Here is an 18,321-nt window from a genome sequence, read left to right on the forward strand (position 1 = left end):
CGGGTGGATACTCGATGGCATGAGCACCACGGAGCGTCCCAGGATCCTCGTAGTAGGCGGTGGGTACGTAGGCCTGTACGCAGCTCGGCGCATCCTCAAGAAGATGCGCTTCGGAGAGGCGACCGTCACGGTCGTCGACCCCCGGTCGTACATGACCTACCAGCCCTTCCTCCCCGAAACCGCCGCCGGCAACATCTCCCCCCGGCACGTCGTCGTACCGCTGCGACGCGTGCTGCCGAAGGCGGAGGTCCTCACCGGCCGGGTCACCACCATCGACCAGGACCGCAAGGTCGCCACGATCGCCCCCCTCGTGGGCGAGGCGTACGAGCTGCCGTTCGACTACCTGGTCATCGCCATGGGCGCGGTCTCGCGCACCTTCCCGATCCCCGGCCTCGCCGAGCAGGGCATCGGCATGAAGGGCATCGAAGAGGCCATCGGTCTGCGCAACCACGTCCTGGAGCAGCTCGACAAGGCCGACTCCACGACCGACGAGGAGATCCGCCGCAAGGCGCTCACCTTCGTCTTCATCGGCGGTGGCTTCGCGGGCGCGGAGACCATCGGCGAGGTCGAGGACATGGCCCGCGACGCCGCCAAGTACTACAAGAACGTGTCCCGCGAGGACATGCGCTTCGTCCTGGTCGACGCCGCCGACAAGATCCTCCCCGAGGTCGGCCCCAAGCTCGGCCAGTACGGCAAGGAGCACCTGGAGAGCCGCGGTGTGGAGATCTACCTCTCCACCTCGATGGACTCCTGCGTCGACGGCCACGTCGTGCTGAAGAACGGCCTCGAGGTCGACTCCGACACGATCGTCTGGACCGCGGGCGTCAAGCCCAACCCGGCCCTGACCCGCTTCGGTCTGCCCCTCGGCCCGCGCGGCCACGTCGACTGCCAGCCGACCCTCCAGGTCACCGGCACCGACTACATCTGGGCCGCCGGTGACAACGCCCAGGTTCCCGACCTCGTCGGCCGCAAGGCGGGCAACGAGAACGCCTGGTGCCCGCCGAACGCCCAGCACGCGCTGCGCCAGGCCAAGGTCCTCGGCGACAACGTGGTCTCCGGCATGCGGGGCTTCCCGCAGAAGGACTACGAGCACGCCAACAAGGGCGCCGTTGCGGGCCTCGGCCTGCACAAGGGCGTGGCGATGATCGTCATGGGCAAGATGAAGATCAAGCTCAAGGGCCGTCTCGCCTGGTACATGCACCGCGGTTACCACGGTCTGGCCATGCCGACCTTCAACCGCAAGATCCGCGTCTTCGCGGACTGGACCCTCGGCATGTTCCTCAAGCGCGAGGTCGTCGCCCTCGGCGCCATGGAGCACCCGCGCGAGGAGTTCTACGAGGCCGCCAAGCCCGCCCCGGTCGCCGCCGCGCCGAAGACCGAGGAGAAGGCCAAGGCGAGCTGACCCCCGGTCAGCAGCCCGACCCTGCTCGACCCGAAGGACCTCCCGCCATCCGTGGTGCGGGAGGTCCTTCGGCGTTCCGGGCCGCGGCCCCTGTTTTGCCCTGTCGTAACCCCAATGCGGGACTGTGCCGGGTACGGCACGGTGTTTACGTGGTAACGGACATCCGGGATCGTCGTCTTGGAGGTGTGCGTCATGGCCGACGCCGCGTCGCGCTTGGTGAGTGTTGCCGAACAACTGCTGGGAGCGCCCCTCCCGGTGCGGGTGCGTGCCTGGGACGGTTCCCAGGCCGGGCCGCCGGGGGCTCCCGTGATCGTCGTACGCAACCGGCGCGCCCTGCGCCGCATGCTGTTCAAGCCGGGCGAACTGGGCATGGCCCGCGCCTGGGTGGCCGGGGACCTGGACATCGAGGGCGACCTGTACACCGCTCTCGGCGCCATGGCCGGCCTGCTCTGGGAGCACGACGACGAGGGCGGCGGACGCTCCCTCGCCGACACGGTGCGCGACCCGGCCGCACGGGCCGCCGTCCGCGACCTGATCCGGCTCGTCGGGCCGCCGCTGCCGCCCGCCCCGCCGCGCGAGGAGGTCCGCAGACGGCGCCACCTGCACACCCGGCGCACCGACAAGCGGGCCATCAGCCACCACTACGACGTGGGCAACGACTTCTACGCCCTCGTCCTCGGCCCGTCCATGGTGTACTCCTGCGCCTACTGGGAGGACGACAGCTCCCTGGAGACCGCCCAGCGCGACAAGCTGGAACTGGTCTGCCGGAAGCTCGGTCTGAAGCCCGGTCAGCGGCTGCTGGACGTGGGCTGCGGCTGGGGTTCCATGGCGATCCACGCCGCCCGCGAGCACGGCGTCAGTGTCGTCGGCATCACCCTCTCCCAGGAGCAGGCCGCCTTCGCCCGCAAGCGCGTCGCCGACGAGGGCCTCACCGACCGCGTCGAGATCCGCGTCCAGGACTACCGCGACGTCCGCGACGGCCCCTACGACGCGATCTCCTCCATCGGCATGGCCGAACACGTCGGCGCCGAACGCTACCTGGACTACGCCCGCGACCTGTACGGCCTGCTCAAGCCCGGCGGACGCCTGCTCAACCACCAGATCGCCCGCCGCCCCCAGCAGGACGAGACGGCGTACGAGGTGGACGCGTTCATCGACTCCTACGTCTTCCCCGACGGCGAACTCGCGCCGCTGGGCACCACCGTCACCATGCTGGAGCGCGCCGGGTTCGAGGTGCGGGACGTGGAGTCGCTGCGCGAGCACTACGGCCGCACCCTGCGCGCCTGGGTGACCAACCTGGAGGGCGACTGGGCCCGCGCCACCCGGCTCGCCGGGTTCGGCCGGTCCCGCGTGTGGCGGCTGTACATGGCCGCCTCCGCGCTGGCCTTCGAGCGCAACCAGATCGGCGTCAACCAGGTCCTGGCCGTCCGCACCCCGGAGTCCGGCACCTCGGGTCTCCCGGCGCGCACCCGCACCTGGAACTCCTGACAGACGGCAGTGGGGCCCCGCTCCGAACCCGGAACGGGGCCCCACGACTGCCCGGGGGCTACTCGGCCTTGATCGCGCCGAGCACGTTCAGCCGGGCCGCGCGCCGGGCCGGCCACAGCGCCGCCAGCACGCCCACCAGGGCCGCCAGCAGCAGGAACAGCACCAGCCGGGACCAGGGCAGCACCAGCTCGTACGTCGCCATCTTCGTGCCCAGCAGCTCACCGGCCGCCCAGCCGAAGAACACGCCGAGCCCGATGCCCAGCACCCCGCCGAACAGCGAGATCACCAGGGACTCCAGGCGGACCATCCGCTTCACCGAACCGCGCTCCAGGCCGATGGCGCGCAGCATCCCGATCTCCTGGGAGCGCTCGAACACCGACATGGCCAGCGTGTTGATGACACCGAGCACCGCGACCACCACGGCCATGCCGAGCAGGCCGTAGACCAGGTTCAGCATCAGCGTGAAGATCTTGGCGATGCCGTCGGTGATGTCCTGCTTGTCCTGCACCTGGATCGCCGGGTTGGAGCCGAGGGCCTTGGCCAGCCGGTCCTTGGTCGCGTCCGAGGCGCCGTCCGCCGTGCGGACCAGGACCTGCATGTCGGCCGGGGCGCGCAGGTGCGGGGTGAGCGTCTTGTCGTCGATCATGATCCCGCGGATCATCTCGTTGCCCTCGTACACCCCGGCGACGGTCAGCGTGGCCTGCTTGCCGTCCTCGAAGTGCGCGGTCAGCTTCGAACCGGCCTTCCAGCCGTGCTCCTCGGCCCGCTCGGCGTCCACCACGATCCGGTCGCCGGACACGTCGAACGTGCCCTGCCGCACCTTCAGGTCGGTCAGCTCGCCGATCGCCGAACCGGTGACACCGGTCAGGTACTCGGTCTCGCCGCCGATGCGGGAGGCGCCGTTGCGCAGCGGGCTCGACGCGGTGACCCCGTCGGTGGCGGCCAGTCTGGTGGCCACGTTCGGGGAGAGCGGGGTGTGGTTGGCCATGGAGACGACGTAGTCCGCGCGGATCGAGGCGGCGGCCATCTTGTCGACCGACTTCTGGAGGCTGCCCGCCATCACCGTCATGCCGGTGATCAGGGTCAGGCCGATCATCAGCGCGGACGCGGTGGCCGCCGTACGGCGCGGGTTGCGCACCGCGTTCTGCCGGGCCAGGCGGCCCGAGACGCCGAACAGGCGCAGCAGCGGGGCGGCCGCCGCGATCAGCGGGCGGGACAGCAGCGGGGTCAGCACGAACACGCCGATGATCAGCAGGACCGCGCCGAGGCCCATCGCGCCCTGGCCCGTGTCGGTGTTCATGGTGGTGGCCGCGAGCACCACGGCCGCGCCGGCCGCCGCGAACAGGATGCCGATCGTGTTGCGCACCACCAGCGAGCGGGTGGTGGCGGTCGCGTGCACGCTGCTCATCGCCGCGACCGGCGGGATCTTCGCCGCCCGGCGGCCGGGCAGCCAGGCGGCGAGCACGGTGATGACGATGCCGACGGCGAGCGCGGCGACGACCGTGCCCGGCGTGACCACCAGCGGCCCGTCCGGCATGCTCGCGCCGAAGGAGTTCAGCAGGGCGCGCAGTCCGGCGCCGATGCCGACACCGGCGGCCAGACCCGCCACGCCCGCGACCGTGCCGACGGCGAGCGCCTCGGTCAGCACCGAGCGGGTGACCTGGCCGCGCGAGGCGCCGACCGCGCGCAGCAGGGCGAGTTCCTTGGTGCGCTGGGCGACCAGCATGGTGAAGGTGTTGGCGATGATGAAGGTGCCGACGAACAGGGCGATACCCGCGAACACCAGCAGCGCCTGGCGCAGACCGCTCATCGAGGAGGAGATCTGCTCGGCCTGGTCGGCGGCGAGCTGCTCGCCGGTGGTGGTGCTGACCTGACCCCTCGGGAGTGCCTTGTCCAGGGCGGCCTTGAGGGCGCTCTGGCTGGTGCCGGGCGCGGCGGTCACGTCGATCTCGTCGTACGTGCCCTTCTTGCCGAGCAGGGTCTGCGCGGTGGGCGTGTCGAAGAGGGTGAGGCTGCCGCCCGCGGCCACGTTGCCGTCGTCGGTGGTGAAGACGCCGGCCACGCGCGGGGTGAGGACCGGGCCGTCGACCGAGAGGCGGACGGTGTCACCGACGTCGTAGCCGGTGCGGCGGGCGGTCTCGGAGTCGATCAGCAACTCGCCCTTGCCGTGCGGGGCGTGGCCGGAGACGAGCTTGTACCGGGGGTCCTCGGTACCCCAGTAGTTGCCGCCCATGGACTGCCAGCCGTCACCGACCAGCTTGCCGTGCTTGTCGGCCAGCGCGGTGAAGCCGCTGACCACACCGGTGGCGGAGGCGGCGCCGGGCACCTTCTCGGCCTTGGCGAGGAGCGCCGGGGTCAGGTCCGGGGTGGAGCCGACCCGGTCGCCGTCGGCGGCCTGGTGCTTGGCCCGTACGGCCACGTCGACGCCGTCGAAGCCCTGGGCGGAGCTGTTCTCGAAGGCGCGGGAGAGGGTGTTGGTGAAGACCAGCGTCCCGGACACGAAGGCGACGCCGAGCATGACGGCGAGCACCGTCATCATCAGCCGGGCCTTGTGCGCGAGGACGTTGCGCAGCGCGGTGCGGAACATCAGCTCGTACGGCCCTTCGCGTCGAAGCGCTTCATCAGGTCGAGGACCGAGTCGGCCGTCGGGTCCTGGACCTCGTCCACGATCCGGCCGTCGGCGAGGAAGACCACCCGGTCCGCGTAGGCGGCGGCGACCGGGTCGTGGGTCACCATGACCACCGTCTGGCCCAGTTCGCGCACCGAGTTGCGCAGGAAGCCCAGCACCTCGGCGCCGGAGCGGGAGTCGAGGTTTCCGGTCGGCTCGTCACCGAAGATGATCTCCGGCTTGGAGGCCAGCGCGCGGGCCACGGCGACGCGCTGCTGCTGGCCGCCGGAGAGCTGGGAGGGGCGGTGCGTGAGGCGCCCGGACAGGCCCACCATGCCGATGACGCGGTCCAGCCACTCCTTGTCGGGCTTGCGGCCCGCGATGTCCATCGGCAGCGTGATGTTCTCCAGCGCGGTCAGCGTCGGGAGCAGGTTGAACGCCTGGAAGATGAAGCCGATCTTGTCCCGGCGCAGCCGTGTGAGCTGCTTGTCCTTCAGCGAGCCCAGTTCGGTCTCGCCGATGCGCACCGAGCCGGAGGAGAAGGAGTCCAGTCCGGCAACGCAGTGCATCAGCGTGGACTTGCCGGAGCCGGACGGGCCCATGATCGCGGTGAACTCGGCCTGCCGGAAGTCGACGGAGACCCGGTCCAGGGCGACCACTCGGGTCTCACCCTGCCCGTAGATCTTCGACAGCTCCGCGGCGCGCGCGGCCACGGCGGTGGTCCTGCCGGTGGTGGGTGTGGTGGTCACGGGGTGGGGCTCCTGTCGGACGGGTCTCGGGGGTCTGTTCCCATCGTTCCCGTTCCCGGCGGCCATTCGGTCAGCCGCTGTTCCCGTTCCCTACCGCGACTCCGGTCGGACGGAGCCGCTCCGTGTCATACCTGGGGAGGACGGCCGACCCTGAGGGGGCGTACCACCAGGAACAGGGGGACCGCCCTTGTTCGGTAGGTGAAATTCCGTCATTCCGCGTACGGGTGCGTGGGCGTCCCGGCAGGCTGTTGGCAAGTGCGGATGGCTCGTTCCGTGGTCTGATGCACCCTCAGACATCAATAAAATAAGACAACGTCGGTCCGTTTTTTCCGCTGTCCGAGTGAGCCCTCCCGATAGGCTCTGGATCTCGAATGCGGAGCCCACGGCCTGCCCGGATGGTGGAATGCAGACACGGCGAGCTTAAACCTCGCTGCCCCTTCGCGGGCGTGCCGGTTCGAGTCCGGCTCCGGGCACATTCCTTGTCGTGACGGGCCGGCCGAGGCCGTCGGCTCAGCCCTCGTACACCGTGAGCACCGCGCCGTCGACCTCGATGCTGCGGCCCGCTCGCATGCCGTTCGCGCGCAGGGTGTCCAGGCAGGTGCGGAAGAGGGCCAGTTCGGCGGTGTCCAGGATGGCCGCGGCGAGGTCGAGGAGCTCGTGGACCGCCTGGTCGGTGAGGACCTCGGGGAGTTCGCCGGACAGGAGGACGACGGACTCGCCGTCCGGGCCCCGGACCACCGCGGTGGCCGGGCCGCCATGCACCAACAACACGTTCCCCCCAAGGGCCCGTGGTCGTGCGGCTCTCGCTCCTCGGGCAGGACGAGAGACTAGCGGGGGATCTCGGCCTGTTCGGGTGGAGTTGCTTTCTTTTTCCGAGTTGACGGAAGCACGGCCGCCTCGGGGCGCCGCCCGGACACTCCGCGTCGCGCCCCGGTACGGGGCTCAGTCCCGCTGTTCCGGCTTCGCCGCCCGGCCGAGCAGGGACTCCACCAGCGCGGTGACGTGTCTGCGGTCGTCGGACGACAGCCGCTGCACGCTGGCGATCAGCAGGTCCACCTCGGGGTCGCCGGAGCGGGGCGTGGCCGGGGCGTCGTCCGCACCGGCTCCGCTGCCGTACACATGGATGCCGCACGCCTCGGCGGCCGCCCGGCGGACGGTGTCCAGCGGGAGTTCGAGCCCCTTGGCGAGACCCTCCAGGGTGCCGGCCTGAGGCATGCGCACCACGCGCTCGGTGGTGGCCAGGTGGTGGACGGTGGAGCGGGGGACGCCGCCGCGACGTGCCACTTCGCCGTAGGACCAGCCCTCGCGGTCCAGGCGCTCGCGGATCAACTGCTGCAGTGCGTTGGCCACCGTTGGTCACCTCCTGCTCGTCCTGCTCGCCGCTCGGCCGCACGTCCCTGTCGGGAGGGAGTCTACGGGCGAGTAGCCGACCCGCCGAAAGAGTGATGACCCAAAAGGGTTGCGGGCAGCCGCCGCGAGGGCCTAGTGTCCAATCTCGTTGGACAGTACGTCCGACCAAGTTGGACAGAGTCCGGGGGGAACCTGACTCGGTCCGACCGGAAATGCCCATTTCCCGAGGGGGAATCACCATGATGGACGCCCACGAGCTCGAGGCCGAGTCCGCCGAACTGCTGCCCGGCCGCGAGGCCCTCGGCAAGCTGAAGTTCAGCTTCGGCAAGACGGTGAACGTCACCAAGCACGTCGCCCACATCGAGGCGGCCAACCAGTCGGCCGCGCTCAACGACCACTCGGCGTGGTCCGTCGCCAGCTCCGGCGCCTCGCAGGCCATCAGCGTCAGCCAGTAGCCCGGACCGTCGGGAAGCACCAGGCAAGCCAAGCACGACAAGCACGGTAAGAGGGGAACACCACCATGAGCATGGACATGCGCGACCTGGACGCCGAGTCCGCCGAGCTGCTGCCGGGCCGCGAGGCCCTGGGCAAGCTGAAGTTCAGCTTCAACAAGACGGTCAACGTCACCAAGCACGTGGCCAACATCGAGGCCGCCAACCAGTCCGCCGCGCTCAACGACCACTCGCTGTGGTCGGACGCCCAGTCGCAGGCCGGACAGACGATCAGCGTCAAGCAGTAGCACCACCGCCGCGACGGCGGTCACGGGGGCGGACCGCGCCCGAGTGCGGGGCGGTCCGCCCCCGGTCATGCCGGGGGAAGCGCGGCGGTGCGGCGGCACCGACGTGGCATCGGTGCGGCATCGATGTGGGGGGAGACCACAGGTGACGGTGCTGGGGAACGGCACGACCACGCTCTACGACACCGGACCGCTGCCCGGACCCGGTGGCTGGCCGGTGACGTACGAGCAGGTGGCGACCGGCAGCCTGCCGGCGGCCGGGGTGCCGGCCCGGCCCGTCCCGCGGCTCAGCGCGGGGCTGCGGCTGCACGGTGAGTACCAGGGCTCGGGCTTCACCGAGCCCAAGTACATCGCCCGTCGGGGGGACGGGCAGGTCGTGCAGCTCTCGCGGCTGCTGTACCTGGTGGCGTCGTCCGTCGACGGGGTCCGCGACGACGACACGATCGCCCACCGGGTCAGCGCCCGCTTCGGCCGCGAGGTCAGCGGGGAGAACATCCGCTACCTCGTGGAGAACAAGCTCGACCCGCTGGGCGTGACGGTCCCGGAGGGCCAGGAGAGCGACGAGGTCGACGCCCCGCGCTCCGACCTGCTGCTCGCCCTCAAGGGCCACCGGGTCATCTTCGACGAGCGGCGCACCGCCCGGATCGCCAGGTCGCTGACCTGGCTGCACCGGCCGGTGGTGGTCGCGGCGGTGCTGCTGGCGGCCGTCGTCATGGACGTCTGGCTGTTCGGCTTCTTCGGCGCGATCGAGCCGGTGCTGGAGGTGCTGGACCAGCCGGTGCTCATCCTGCTGGTCTTCGTGCTCACCGTGGCCTCGCTCGTCTTCCACGAGTTCGGCCACGCCTCCGCGTGCCGGTACGGCGGGGCGAGACCCGGCTGCATCGGCTGCGGGCTCTTCCTCATCTGGCCGTCGATGTACACCGATGTCACCGACGTCTACCGGATCAGCAAGGCCGGGCGCATCCGCACCGACTTCGGCGGGGTGTACTTCAACGTCGTCTTCATGCTGGCCATGGCCGGCGCCTACTTCGCCACCGGGGAGCAGTTCTTCCTGGCCGCGGTCTACCTCGGCCACTTCGAGATCCTGGAACAGCTCATGCCCGCCGTCCGCCTGGACGGCTACTACATCCTGGGCGACCTCGCGGGCGTCCCGGACCTGTACGGCAAGATCAAGCCGATCCTGCTCTCCCTGGTGCCGGGGGAGCGGGGCCGGTCGGCCCGCCAGGAGGTCGCGGGGCTGAAGAAGTCCACGCGCACCATCGTCGCCACCTGGGTGCTGACCATGGTGCCGCTGATCATCGGGGAGCTGGGCTACGGGCTGTGGAACCTGCCCCGGATCGTCAGCACGATGATCCGCTCGCTCACCGAGCAGGTCACCGGCACGGGGTCGGCGTTCGCTCACGGGGATGTGCTGCCCGGCCTCGTCGGGGTGCTCGGCACGCTGATGCTGCTGTTCCCGATGGCCGGTGTCCTCTACCTCACCGTGAAGATCGGCGGCCGGCTGTTCCGGCTCGCCAAGCGCTCCACGGCCGGGCGGCCCGCGCTGCGCGTCGCGCTGTGCGGGCTGCTGCTCGCCGGGCTCGGCGGCCTCGCCTACGCCTGGATGTCCGGGGCGACCCCGCAGCCGCTGCCGAAGAAGCCGCCCATCGCGCCGATCCTCCAGCCGGGGGTGCCCACCACACCACCGCCGTCCCCGGACGCCTCCACACCGGGCGCCGGTCCGGAAGGCAAATCCGGCGGGCCGGGCGCGGCCTCCGGCGAGCCGTCCGTCCCGCCGGGAGCGCCGGCCAAGGGCGGGCCGGGCGATCCGGGCGCCGGCGCCTCGGACGGCGCCTCGGCCTCCGCGCCGCAGTCGTCCGCCGCCGCGTCGACGGCACCGGACAAGCCGACGCGCGGCGGGGACGGACCCCGGCAGAGCGAGAGCAGCACCGGCGCGGCGCCGGGCGGCGACCCGTCCCCGCAGCAGCCGCCGCCCCCGGTCACGGAGACGTCGTCGGTCCCGTCGGAGAGCGCCACGCCGACGCCTTCGACCGCGCCCACGACGGAGCCGCCCACCAGCGGTCCACCGGCCCCGGTGTCCACGTCCTGACCGGACGGGGACCGGTCCGCGCCGGTAGCCGGACCCGCGACGCCACCGCGGCGGCGGTCCGCCGTCCTGGTGTCGTCCTCCCTTCCCCCATCGCGGCCCCTCATCAGCACGTCCTTCATTCCTCGGGAGAGAACCCATGAGCAGCCACCGGAAACCACGCAGCGGTCCGTTCAACGGGCGGGCCGTCCGTACCGTCCTTCTCGCCGCCGGGGCCGCGGGCGTGGCCACCGCCGTGCCGGCGCACGCCGCGACCGGGCCCGCCAGGTCCGCCGCGGTGGTGTCGGACAGCGTGTTCACAGGCGCCAACCGGCTCCACCACACCCAGGCCCGCGACTCCTTCACCATCCGCCAGTTCGGTAAGGTCGACGCGACCTCCGTGCGCAACCAGGCGCGCGCGGTCTCCGTGGGCTGCTCGGTGGACGACCACTGCCGCTCGGTCGCGCTGTCCTTCCAGATCGTCACGGTCGCCGGGGACGCGCACCACCTGAAGGCGGTCAACGTCAGCGACGCGGCCAACAAGTACTGCGACGGCTGCCAGACCCTGGCCGGCGCCTACCAGTTCGTCGTCTCCACGCCCCACCGGCTCACCCTGGACGCCGGGGCCCGCCGCCAGTTGGCCGACATCCACCGCAGGCTGGACGCGCTGACCCGGTCCACGCTGCCCGCCACCGAGCTGCGGACGCGGGTGGACGCCCTCGCGGGCGAGGTGAACGGCATCCTCCGGACGGCCGTGGCCGAGGCGCCCAAGGGCACCGAGAAGCCGGACGTCACCCTGCACCGCCGACTGGACGGCTGGCCGGGCCACTGACCCCCTGCCTGACCGTCCTTCCCGGCCGGCCGCCGGTTCCCGTGAGCGCCTCCCGCGGGGACCGGCGGCCGGCCTCTTCCGCGCGGGCCTGCGCATATAAAACGACCGGGCCGGGAACATGGCTCCCGCGTGGTGCGTTGGTCAAGCACGGCGAAGGAAAGATCCTCCTTGAGGAGCACTGACGGTCCTTTGCCAATCCATTACTCTTGAGCCAAGGCTGCGCACGGCAGCCATGGAGGAGTGAAATGAGGAGCAGCAACCCGGTCTTCTCGCGCCGAGGGTTCGGCCGCGACAACGGCTACGCAGGCTTCGACATCGCACCGCAGGCCGGGTACGCGCAGGGCAACCCGTACGGCCAGAACCCGTACGCGCAGAACCCGTACGCGCAGACCACCGTCGGCCAGGGTGCGCCGCCGCAGGCTCCGCCCGCGGCCGGCCGGATGACGATGGACGACGTGATCGTCCGCTCGGCGACCACGCTGGGCGTCGTCGTCCTCGGCGCGGTGCTCGCCTGGGCGCTGCTGCCGGTCTCCCCGACCAGCTTCGCGCTGGCCTTCGGGTCCGCGCTCGTCGCCATGGTCCTGGGGCTGGTGCAGAGCTTCAAGCGCAAGCCGTCGCCCGCGCTGATCCTGGGATACGCGGCCTTCGAGGGCGTCTTCCTCGGGGTCATCAGCGAGATGTACAACAGCCGCTGGAGCGGCGCCCCCTTCCAGGCGGTGCTCGGCACCATGGCGGTCTCCGCCGCCACCCTGCTGGTCTACAAGGCCGGCTGGATTCGCGTCACCGCCCGGTACGCCCGGATCGGCATGGCCATCGCCATCGCGTTCGTGCTGGCCATGGTGGTGAACCTGCTGCTGGTCGCGTTCGGCATCGCCCCGGACGGCGGTCTGCGCGGCATGGGCCCGCTGGGCGCGATCGTCGGTGTCATCGCGATCCTGCTCGGCGCGTTCTTCCTGACGCTGGACTTCAAGCAGATCGAGGACGGCATCGCCTACGGCGCCCCGCGCGAGGAGTCCTGGCTCGCCGCCTTCGGACTCACCGTGTCCCTGGTCTGGATCTACCTGGAGATGCTGCGCCTGGTCGCCATCTTCAGCAACAACGACTAGCGCCCCGGCGCGACGGAGGGCCCCCGGTGCACGCGCACCGGGGGCCCTTTGGCATGTGCGGGCCGGGTCAGCCCAGCTTCCGCGCGGCCCTCCTCAGGTCGTACTCGTGGACGAGGGCCTTGGCGTGGCCGTACGCGAGGTTGTGCTCGTGCCGGAGCCAGTTGACCTTGTCCTCGAAGCGGAAGAGGGAAGGCCCCTCGTCGACGGCGCGCAGCCAGTCGGCGACTTCACGGCCGGTGCAGTGCGGGATGCGGGCGAGCAGGTTGCGGTGGGTCTCCTCGGAGAAGACTTGGGACATCGGCGCCTCCGGACACAAGGGGAATTTAAGGCCGGTCCTTCAGGTCACCGTGCCCGAGCACGGGCCGCTTGGCAACAGTGCCCGCGTTACGCTCGGCGCGTGCTGGATACGACGCCCCTGACCAAAGCAGTGGAACTCTTCGCCGACCGGCTGCGGGCCGCCCCGCAGAGCCGGCTGCAGCGCGGCGCGGCCGCCGAGGCGCTGGCGGTGGCGCGGGAGCTGGCGCGGCGGGCGCAGGAGCTGGAGGAGCCGGGCAGTGAGCCGCGGGAGATGCCGGACGCCGGGATGTTCGCGGCGGCCGACCAGATCACGGTGGCCGGGCACGACCTGGCGGTCGCGCTGCGGGGCGAGGACCAGCTCGCGGAGGCGGTCGAGCTGGTCGAGGAGGCCCGCAAGCGGGCCGGTGTCTGAGGGGCGGGGCCTACAGCGAGGCGATGACCCGGTCGGCGAGGACGTACACCGTCTCCTCGCCGCAGGCGAAGGTCAGGGTGAAGGCGCCGGAGATGCCCGAGCCGCCCAGCAGACAGGGGGCCTCGCCCTCCTGGAGCGCGGCGGCCAGCCGTTCGGCGGTCTCGCGGTGGCCCGGCGTCATGCACAGCGTGGTGCCGTCGGCGAAGACGTAGACATCGAGCGTGCCCAGCGGGCCGGGGCGGACGTCGGCGAGGGCGGTGCCCTCCATGGAGAGCCGCTCCAGGACGGTGACGGCGCGGTCCTCCTCGTCGCCCACCGGGGACTGCACGGGGACGAAGTCCGGGTGCGAGGGGTGGCGGCGGCGGGCCGCGGCCAGCTCGGGGGAGTCGCCGGCGAACTCGTCCGGCTCGGTGGCCGGCTCCGACACCGGCTCCAGGCCGGCGAAGTCGGAGGCGCGGGGCAGGAACGTGTCGGCGTCCAGGCCGTACAGCGGGGGCGGGGCGTCGGAGAGGTCGCGGACCTCCTGCGCGGCCCAGAAGGCGCGGGCCTCGGCCAGCTCGCGCTCCCGCTCCTCGGCGAGCGCGGCGGCCACGGCCTCGCGTATCTCCTCCGCGTCGGCGGTGGTGCGGGCCGCGGGCAGCAGCGCGCGGATCTCCGCCGCCTGGTTCGCGGCGAGCTGGGTGTGCAGCTCGGCGAGCTGGCGGCGCAGCCGCAGCACGGTGCACAGGACGGCGACGCCCACGGCGCCCGTGGCGGCCGTGGTGAGCAGCAGGGCGATGGACATGGCGCTCACTGACGTACTCCCAGGTTCAAAGTCGACCCCCGACTTCCTACCTCAGCTTGAAGGGTGGACTGACCGCCTGTCAGTGCGTAACGTCACGAAACGGACAGGGTTTTGGCCTCGGCGGCCTCAGGTGTCACTCGGCTCACGGCACTGACCTGCGCCGATTCCCCCAGCGAGCGAGATAGGTCACACCCTGGGGGAGATTGGATCACAAAACGGCCCAGAACCAGGGGGCTTTACCGGGTTCTGGGCCGTTCTCGACCGACCGTGCGGAGACGGTCACCGAGGGTCGATCAAAAGGGGTTCAGCTCAGGCGCTCGATGACCATGGCCATGCCTTGACCGCCGCCGACGCACATGGTCTCCAGACCGAACTGCTTGTCGTGGAACTGCAGGGAGTTGATCAGCGTGCCGGTGATGCGGGCGCCGGTCATGCCGAAGGGGTGGCCGACCGCGATGGCACCGCCGTTGACGTTCAGCCGGTCCAGGTCGATGCCCAGCTCCTGGTAGGAGGGGATCACCTGGGCGGCGAACGCCTCGTTGATCTCGACCAGGTCGATGTCGCCGACGCCCAGACCGGCGCGGCTCAGCGCCTGCTTGCTCGCCTCGACCGGGCCGAGGCCCATGATCTCGGGGGACAGGCCGGAGACACCGGTGGAGACGATGCGGGCGAGCGGGGTCAGGCCCAGCTCGCGGGCCTTGGTGTCGCTCATGATGACCAGGGCGGCGGCGCCGTCGTTCAGCGGACAGCAGTTGGCCGCGGTGACCAGGCCGTCGGGGCGGAACACCGGCTTCAGGCCCTCGACGCCCTCCAGGCTGACGCCCGCGCGCGGGCCGTCGTCCTTGCCGACCGCGGTGCCGTCGGGCAGCGTGACCGGGGTGATCTCGCGCTCCCAGAAGCCGTTCTTGATGGCTTCCTCGGCGAGGTTCTGCGAGCGGACGCCGAACTCGTCCATCTCGCGGCGGCTGATGCCCTTGAGCCGGGCCAGGTTCTCCGCGGTCTGGCCCATGGCGATGTAGGCGTCCGGGACCAGGCCGTCCTCGCGCGGGTCGTGCCAGGTGGTGCCCTCCTGCTCGGCGACGGCCGCGGTGCGGGCCTCGGCCTCGGCGAAGAACGGGTTGCGCGTGTCCGGCAGGCTGTCGGAGTTGCCCTTGGTGAAGCGGGAGACCATCTCGACACCGGCCGAGATGAAGACGTCGCCCTCGCCCGCCTTGATGGCGTGCAGCGCCATGCGGGAGGTCTGGAGCGAGGAGGAGCAGTAACGGGTGATCGTGCAGCCCGGCAGGTGGTCCATGCCCATCTGCACGGCCACGATCCGGCCGAGGTTGTTGCCCTGCTCGCCGCCGGGCAGGCCGCAGCCGAGCATCAGGTCGTCGATGTCCCTGGGGTCCAGCTCGGGGACCTTGGCGAGCGCCGCCTGGATGATCGTGGCGGTGAGGTCGTCCGGCCGCAGATCCTTCAGGGAGCCCTTGAAGGCGCGGCCGATGGGGGAGCGGGCGGTCGACACGATGACGGCTTCGGGCATCACGGCTCCAGAGGCTTACGGGAATTCGGGCAGGGCCGAGTCGGAAGTTACCCGTACGTATGGTCCGGGTCACCGGTGCGGCGGTGTGACACTGGCCGCAATTGTCTAAGCGCTTGCTTGGCCAGTGTCACACCGCCCGGCCGCTTCAGCCAGAGGGCGTGACCGGTTCCGTCTCCCGGACCCGGCGGCGCCGGCGCCGCTTGAGCAGCGCCCACGGGCCGCGCGGCCCGGTCGGCATCGCCGCCGCGACCTCCGTACCCGCCTCCGACGCCGCCTCGGCGGCCGCGCGGGCCACCGGCAGGAAGCCCTCCCGGCGCGAGGCGTCCGGGCCCTCCTCCTCGGCCGGCCACAGGCCGAGCGCCGCGCAGAGGGTGGGCAGCACCGCCATCGCCGCCGTCGCGTACCCCTCGGCCGAGGGGTGGTAGTGGTCCGGGCCGAACAGCTCGCGGGGGTTGGCCGCGAACTCCGGGCCCAGCAGGTCGCCCAGCGACACCGTCCGGCCGCCCTGCTCCACCGCGCCGATGGTCTGCGCCGCCGCCAACTGCCGCGAGGCGCGCCGGGCCAGCCAGCGCAGCGGCTGCCGCACCGGCTCGATGGTGCCGAGGTCGGGACAGGTGCCGACGACCACCTCGGCACCGGCCGAGCGCAGCCGCCGTACCGTCGCCGACAGGTGCCGGACCGAGCGGGTGGGCGGGATGCGGCGGGTGACGTCATTGGCGCCGATCATGATCACGCAGATGTCGGGCGCGGTGATCGGGGCGGCCAGCACCAGCGCCGCCTGCCGTTCCAGGTCGTCCGAGGTGGCGCCCGGCAGGGCGACGTTGCGCAGTGACACAGGCCGCTCCGCCACCGCCGCCAGCCCGGACGCCAGCAGTGCGCCCGGTGTCTGGCCCGCCCGGTGCACGCCCTGCCCGGCGGCCGTGGAGTCGCCCAGCATCGCCAGCCGCAGCGGGGGCTCGCCGAACCGCCCGTACCCCGCGCCGTACACACCGTCCGCCAGGGGGACCCGGCCGCCCGAGCCACCGTTGTTCACATGGCGCCGCGCCATCCGCATCTCCGTCAGCAGCAGTCCGACGGCGGCCGCCCCCACCAGTCCGACCCCGCCACCGCCGTACGCCGCCCCGGCCGCGATGCGCCGGGCCACTCTCGCCCTCGACATGCTCGTCATGCGTCGCCGCCACCTCCTCGTAGCCGTACCCACTCCTTGCCCCGTACGGCATGTGCGCCAATCTCCACACTGAGTGAAGGGCCGTCCGCATCTCCTCCCGCTGGCCGTAGGCTGGCACAACCACGACGACCACAGTTTTTTGCAAGCAACCGGAGACAACGGTGCATTTCCACGACTCGATGATCAGCCTCGTCGGCAACACCCCGCTGGTGAGGCTCAACAACGTGACCGAGGGCATCCAGGCCACCGTCCTGGCCAAGGTGGAGTACTTCAACCCCGGCGGTTCCGTGAAGGACCGCATCGCGCTGCGCATGATCGAGGCGGCCGAGGCGAGCGGGGAGCTGAAGCCCGGAGGCACGATCGTCGAGCCGACCAGCGGCAACACCGGTGTCGGGCTCGCCATCGTGGCGCAGCAGAAGGGGTACAAGTGCATCTTCGTGTGCCCCGACAAGGTCAGCATGGACAAGATCAACGTGCTGCGCGCCTACGGCGCCGAGGTCGTGGTCTGCCCGACCGCCGTGGACCCCGAGCACCCGGACTCCTACTACAACGTGTCCGACCGGCTGGTCCGTGAGACGCCGGGCGCGTGGAAGCCGGACCAGTACTCCAACCCGAACAACCCGCTCTCGCACTATCACTCGACCGGCCCCGAGCTGTGGGAGCAGACGGAGGGGAAGATCACCCACTTCGTCGCGGGCGTCGGCACCGGCGGCACCATCTCCGGCACCGGCAATTACCTGAAGGACGCCAGCGACGGCAAGGTCAAGGTCATCGGCGCCGACCCGGAGGGCTCCGTCTACTCCGGCGGCTCGGGCCGCCCGTACCTGATCGAGGGCGTCGGCGAGGACTTCTGGCCGTCCGCCTACGACCGGAACGTGGCCGACGGGATCGTGGCGGTCTCCGACAAGGACGCCTTCCAGATGACCCGCCGCCTCGCCAAGGAGGAGGGCCTGCTCGTCGGCGGCTCCTGCGGCATGGCGGTCGTCGCCGCGCTGCGCGTCGCCGAGGACCTCGGCCCGGACGACGTGGTCGTCGTCCTGCTCCCGGACAGCGGCCGCGGCTACCTGTCGAAGATCTTCAACGACGAGTGGATGGCCGACTACGGCTTCCTGGAGGACGAGGGCCCCAGCGCCCGTGTCGCCGACGTGCTCAAGGACAAGGCCGGCGGTGTCATCCCGTCCCTGGTCCACATGCACCCCGAGGAGACCGTCGGCCAGGCCATCGAGGTGCTGCGCGAGTACGGCGTCTCGCAGATGCCGGTCGTGAAGCCGGGCGCCGGTCACCCGGACGTGATGGCCGCCGAGGTCGTCGGCTCGGTCGTGGAGCGGGAGCTGCTGGACGCCCTGTTCTCCCAGCGGGCCTCGCTCGGCGACGCCCTGGAGAAGCACATGTCGGCCCCGCTGCCGCAGGTCGGCTCCGGCGAGCCGGTGGGCGACCTGATGACGGTGCTCGGCGCGGCGGACGCGGCGATCGTCCTGGTCGAGGGCAAGCCGACCGGCGTCGTCAGCCGCCAGGACCTGCTGTCCTTCCTCGCCAAGGGCGCCCATCACTGAGCGCCCTTGACCGGGCCGTGGTCCAAGCGGCACGAGCGTGTCACGTGCGCGCAGCACGTGCTTAACACGGGCCCGGCACAGTAGGGGCGTCGGCAAGGGTGGGAGCGGCTCCCCGCCCGTGTCGGCGCCGAACGGCGCCCAGGAAACTCCGGAGCGGCTCCCGGACCTCCCACGGCGCCTCGGACGCGCCCGGGCCTGACCCGACCCGCGTCCTTCGCGGGGACCGCCGTCGTCCCGCCCCCCTTC

Annotated in this window: 17 protein-coding genes and 1 tRNA gene; 10 read left to right on the top strand and 8 right to left on the bottom strand. The window is 71.4% G+C overall.

What is annotated here, in order from left to right:
• The first annotated feature begins 19 nt into the window (after window positions 1–19).
• Together ACZ3HQ_RS17750 and ACZ3HQ_RS17755 are read left to right on the top strand one after the other, a co-directional pair.
• Window positions 20–1,402 carry an NAD(P)/FAD-dependent oxidoreductase gene (locus tag ACZ3HQ_RS17750; protein WP_078858577.1) on the top strand — a complete coding sequence of 461 codons (1,383 nt, stop codon included), beginning with the start codon at window positions 20–22 and terminating at the stop codon, window positions 1,400–1,402.
• Window positions 1,403–1,594: 192 nt separating this feature from the next.
• A complete protein-coding gene (locus ACZ3HQ_RS17755) occupies window positions 1,595–2,890 on the top strand; it encodes a class I SAM-dependent methyltransferase (protein ID WP_467511873.1) in 1,296 nt (431 codons plus the stop codon).
• Between the two features lie 58 nt (window positions 2,891–2,948).
• On the opposite strand, the gene ACZ3HQ_RS17760 is transcribed toward ACZ3HQ_RS17755, so the two are convergent.
• The gene (locus ACZ3HQ_RS17760; protein ID WP_467511875.1) at window positions 2,949–5,477 is read right to left on the bottom strand and encodes an ABC transporter permease; all 2,529 of its coding nucleotides are present in this window, start codon (window positions 5,475–5,477) and stop codon (window positions 2,949–2,951) included.
• The gene (locus ACZ3HQ_RS17765; protein WP_467511877.1) at window positions 5,477–6,247 is read right to left on the bottom strand and encodes an ABC transporter ATP-binding protein; all 771 of its coding nucleotides are present in this window, start codon (window positions 6,245–6,247) and stop codon (window positions 5,477–5,479) included. Before ACZ3HQ_RS17765 ends, ACZ3HQ_RS17760 begins: the two co-directional genes overlap by 1 nt.
• 389 nt (window positions 6,248–6,636) lie before the next feature.
• On the opposite strand from ACZ3HQ_RS17765, the gene ACZ3HQ_RS17770 reads away from it, so the two are divergent.
• Window positions 6,637–6,720, top strand: a tRNA-Leu gene (locus ACZ3HQ_RS17770).
• Window positions 6,721–6,757: 37 nt separating this feature from the next.
• Here the strand turns inward: ACZ3HQ_RS17770 and ACZ3HQ_RS17775 are convergent.
• Together ACZ3HQ_RS17775 and ACZ3HQ_RS17780 are read right to left on the bottom strand one after the other, a co-directional pair.
• A complete protein-coding gene (locus ACZ3HQ_RS17775; protein WP_467511879.1) occupies window positions 6,758–7,009 on the bottom strand; it encodes a hypothetical protein in 252 nt (83 codons plus the stop codon).
• Between the two features lie 180 nt (window positions 7,010–7,189).
• A complete protein-coding gene (locus tag ACZ3HQ_RS17780; protein WP_467511881.1) occupies window positions 7,190–7,597 on the bottom strand; it encodes a helix-turn-helix domain-containing protein in 408 nt (135 codons plus the stop codon).
• Window positions 7,598–7,836: 239 nt separating this feature from the next.
• Here ACZ3HQ_RS17780 and ACZ3HQ_RS17785 point away from each other — a divergent pair, with 239 nt between their 5' ends.
• From ACZ3HQ_RS17785 to ACZ3HQ_RS17805, 5 genes are all read left to right on the top strand, one after another.
• Window positions 7,837–8,052 carry a hypothetical protein gene (locus tag ACZ3HQ_RS17785; RefSeq protein ID WP_405555164.1) on the top strand — a complete coding sequence of 72 codons (216 nt, stop codon included), beginning with the start codon at window positions 7,837–7,839 and terminating at the stop codon, window positions 8,050–8,052.
• Window positions 8,053–8,117: 65 nt separating this feature from the next.
• On the top strand, window positions 8,118–8,336 hold the full coding sequence (locus ACZ3HQ_RS17790) for a hypothetical protein (protein WP_030814261.1): 219 nt from the start codon (window positions 8,118–8,120) through the stop codon (window positions 8,334–8,336).
• Between the two features lie 142 nt (window positions 8,337–8,478).
• Window positions 8,479–10,422 carry a zinc metalloprotease gene (locus ACZ3HQ_RS17795; protein ID WP_467511884.1) on the top strand — a complete coding sequence of 648 codons (1,944 nt, stop codon included), beginning with the start codon at window positions 8,479–8,481 and terminating at the stop codon, window positions 10,420–10,422.
• Between the two features lie 136 nt (window positions 10,423–10,558).
• Entirely contained in the window at window positions 10,559–11,230 is a 672-nt protein-coding gene (locus ACZ3HQ_RS17800) for a hypothetical protein (RefSeq protein ID WP_467511886.1), read from the top strand.
• 245 nt (window positions 11,231–11,475) lie between these two features.
• Window positions 11,476–12,336 carry a Bax inhibitor-1/YccA family protein gene (locus tag ACZ3HQ_RS17805; protein ID WP_467511888.1) on the top strand — a complete coding sequence of 287 codons (861 nt, stop codon included), beginning with the start codon at window positions 11,476–11,478 and terminating at the stop codon, window positions 12,334–12,336.
• A gap of 67 nt (window positions 12,337–12,403) precedes the next feature.
• Here ACZ3HQ_RS17805 and ACZ3HQ_RS17810 read toward each other — a convergent pair whose 3' ends face one another.
• Window positions 12,404–12,634: a DUF4287 domain-containing protein gene (locus ACZ3HQ_RS17810; protein WP_467511890.1), complete on the bottom strand. Its 231-nt coding sequence runs from the start codon at window positions 12,632–12,634 to the stop codon at window positions 12,404–12,406.
• Window positions 12,635–12,733: 99 nt separating this feature from the next.
• On the opposite strand from ACZ3HQ_RS17810, the gene ACZ3HQ_RS17815 reads away from it, so the two are divergent.
• Window positions 12,734–13,045, top strand: a complete 312-nt coding sequence (locus ACZ3HQ_RS17815; RefSeq protein WP_343235356.1) for a hypothetical protein — start codon at window positions 12,734–12,736, stop codon at window positions 13,043–13,045.
• 10 nt (window positions 13,046–13,055) lie between these two features.
• Here ACZ3HQ_RS17815 and ACZ3HQ_RS17820 read toward each other — a convergent pair whose 3' ends face one another.
• From ACZ3HQ_RS17820 to ACZ3HQ_RS17830, 3 genes are all read right to left on the bottom strand, one after another.
• On the bottom strand, window positions 13,056–13,838 hold the full coding sequence (locus tag ACZ3HQ_RS17820) for a hypothetical protein (RefSeq protein ID WP_467511892.1): 783 nt from the start codon (window positions 13,836–13,838) through the stop codon (window positions 13,056–13,058).
• Window positions 13,839–14,133: 295 nt separating this feature from the next.
• Entirely contained in the window at window positions 14,134–15,354 is a 1,221-nt protein-coding gene (locus ACZ3HQ_RS17825) for an acetyl-CoA C-acetyltransferase (RefSeq protein ID WP_467511894.1), read from the bottom strand.
• A gap of 145 nt (window positions 15,355–15,499) precedes the next feature.
• Window positions 15,500–16,522: an SGNH/GDSL hydrolase family protein gene (locus tag ACZ3HQ_RS17830; RefSeq protein WP_467511896.1), complete on the bottom strand. Its 1,023-nt coding sequence runs from the start codon at window positions 16,520–16,522 to the stop codon at window positions 15,500–15,502.
• 161 nt (window positions 16,523–16,683) lie between these two features.
• Between ACZ3HQ_RS17830 and ACZ3HQ_RS17835 the strand changes: the two genes are divergently transcribed.
• Window positions 16,684–18,075, top strand: a complete 1,392-nt coding sequence (locus tag ACZ3HQ_RS17835; protein ID WP_467511898.1) for a cystathionine beta-synthase — start codon at window positions 16,684–16,686, stop codon at window positions 18,073–18,075.
• Window positions 18,076–18,321 lie beyond the last annotated feature (246 nt).

It is taken from the genome of Streptomyces sp. NPDC018263, assembly GCF_055562575.1.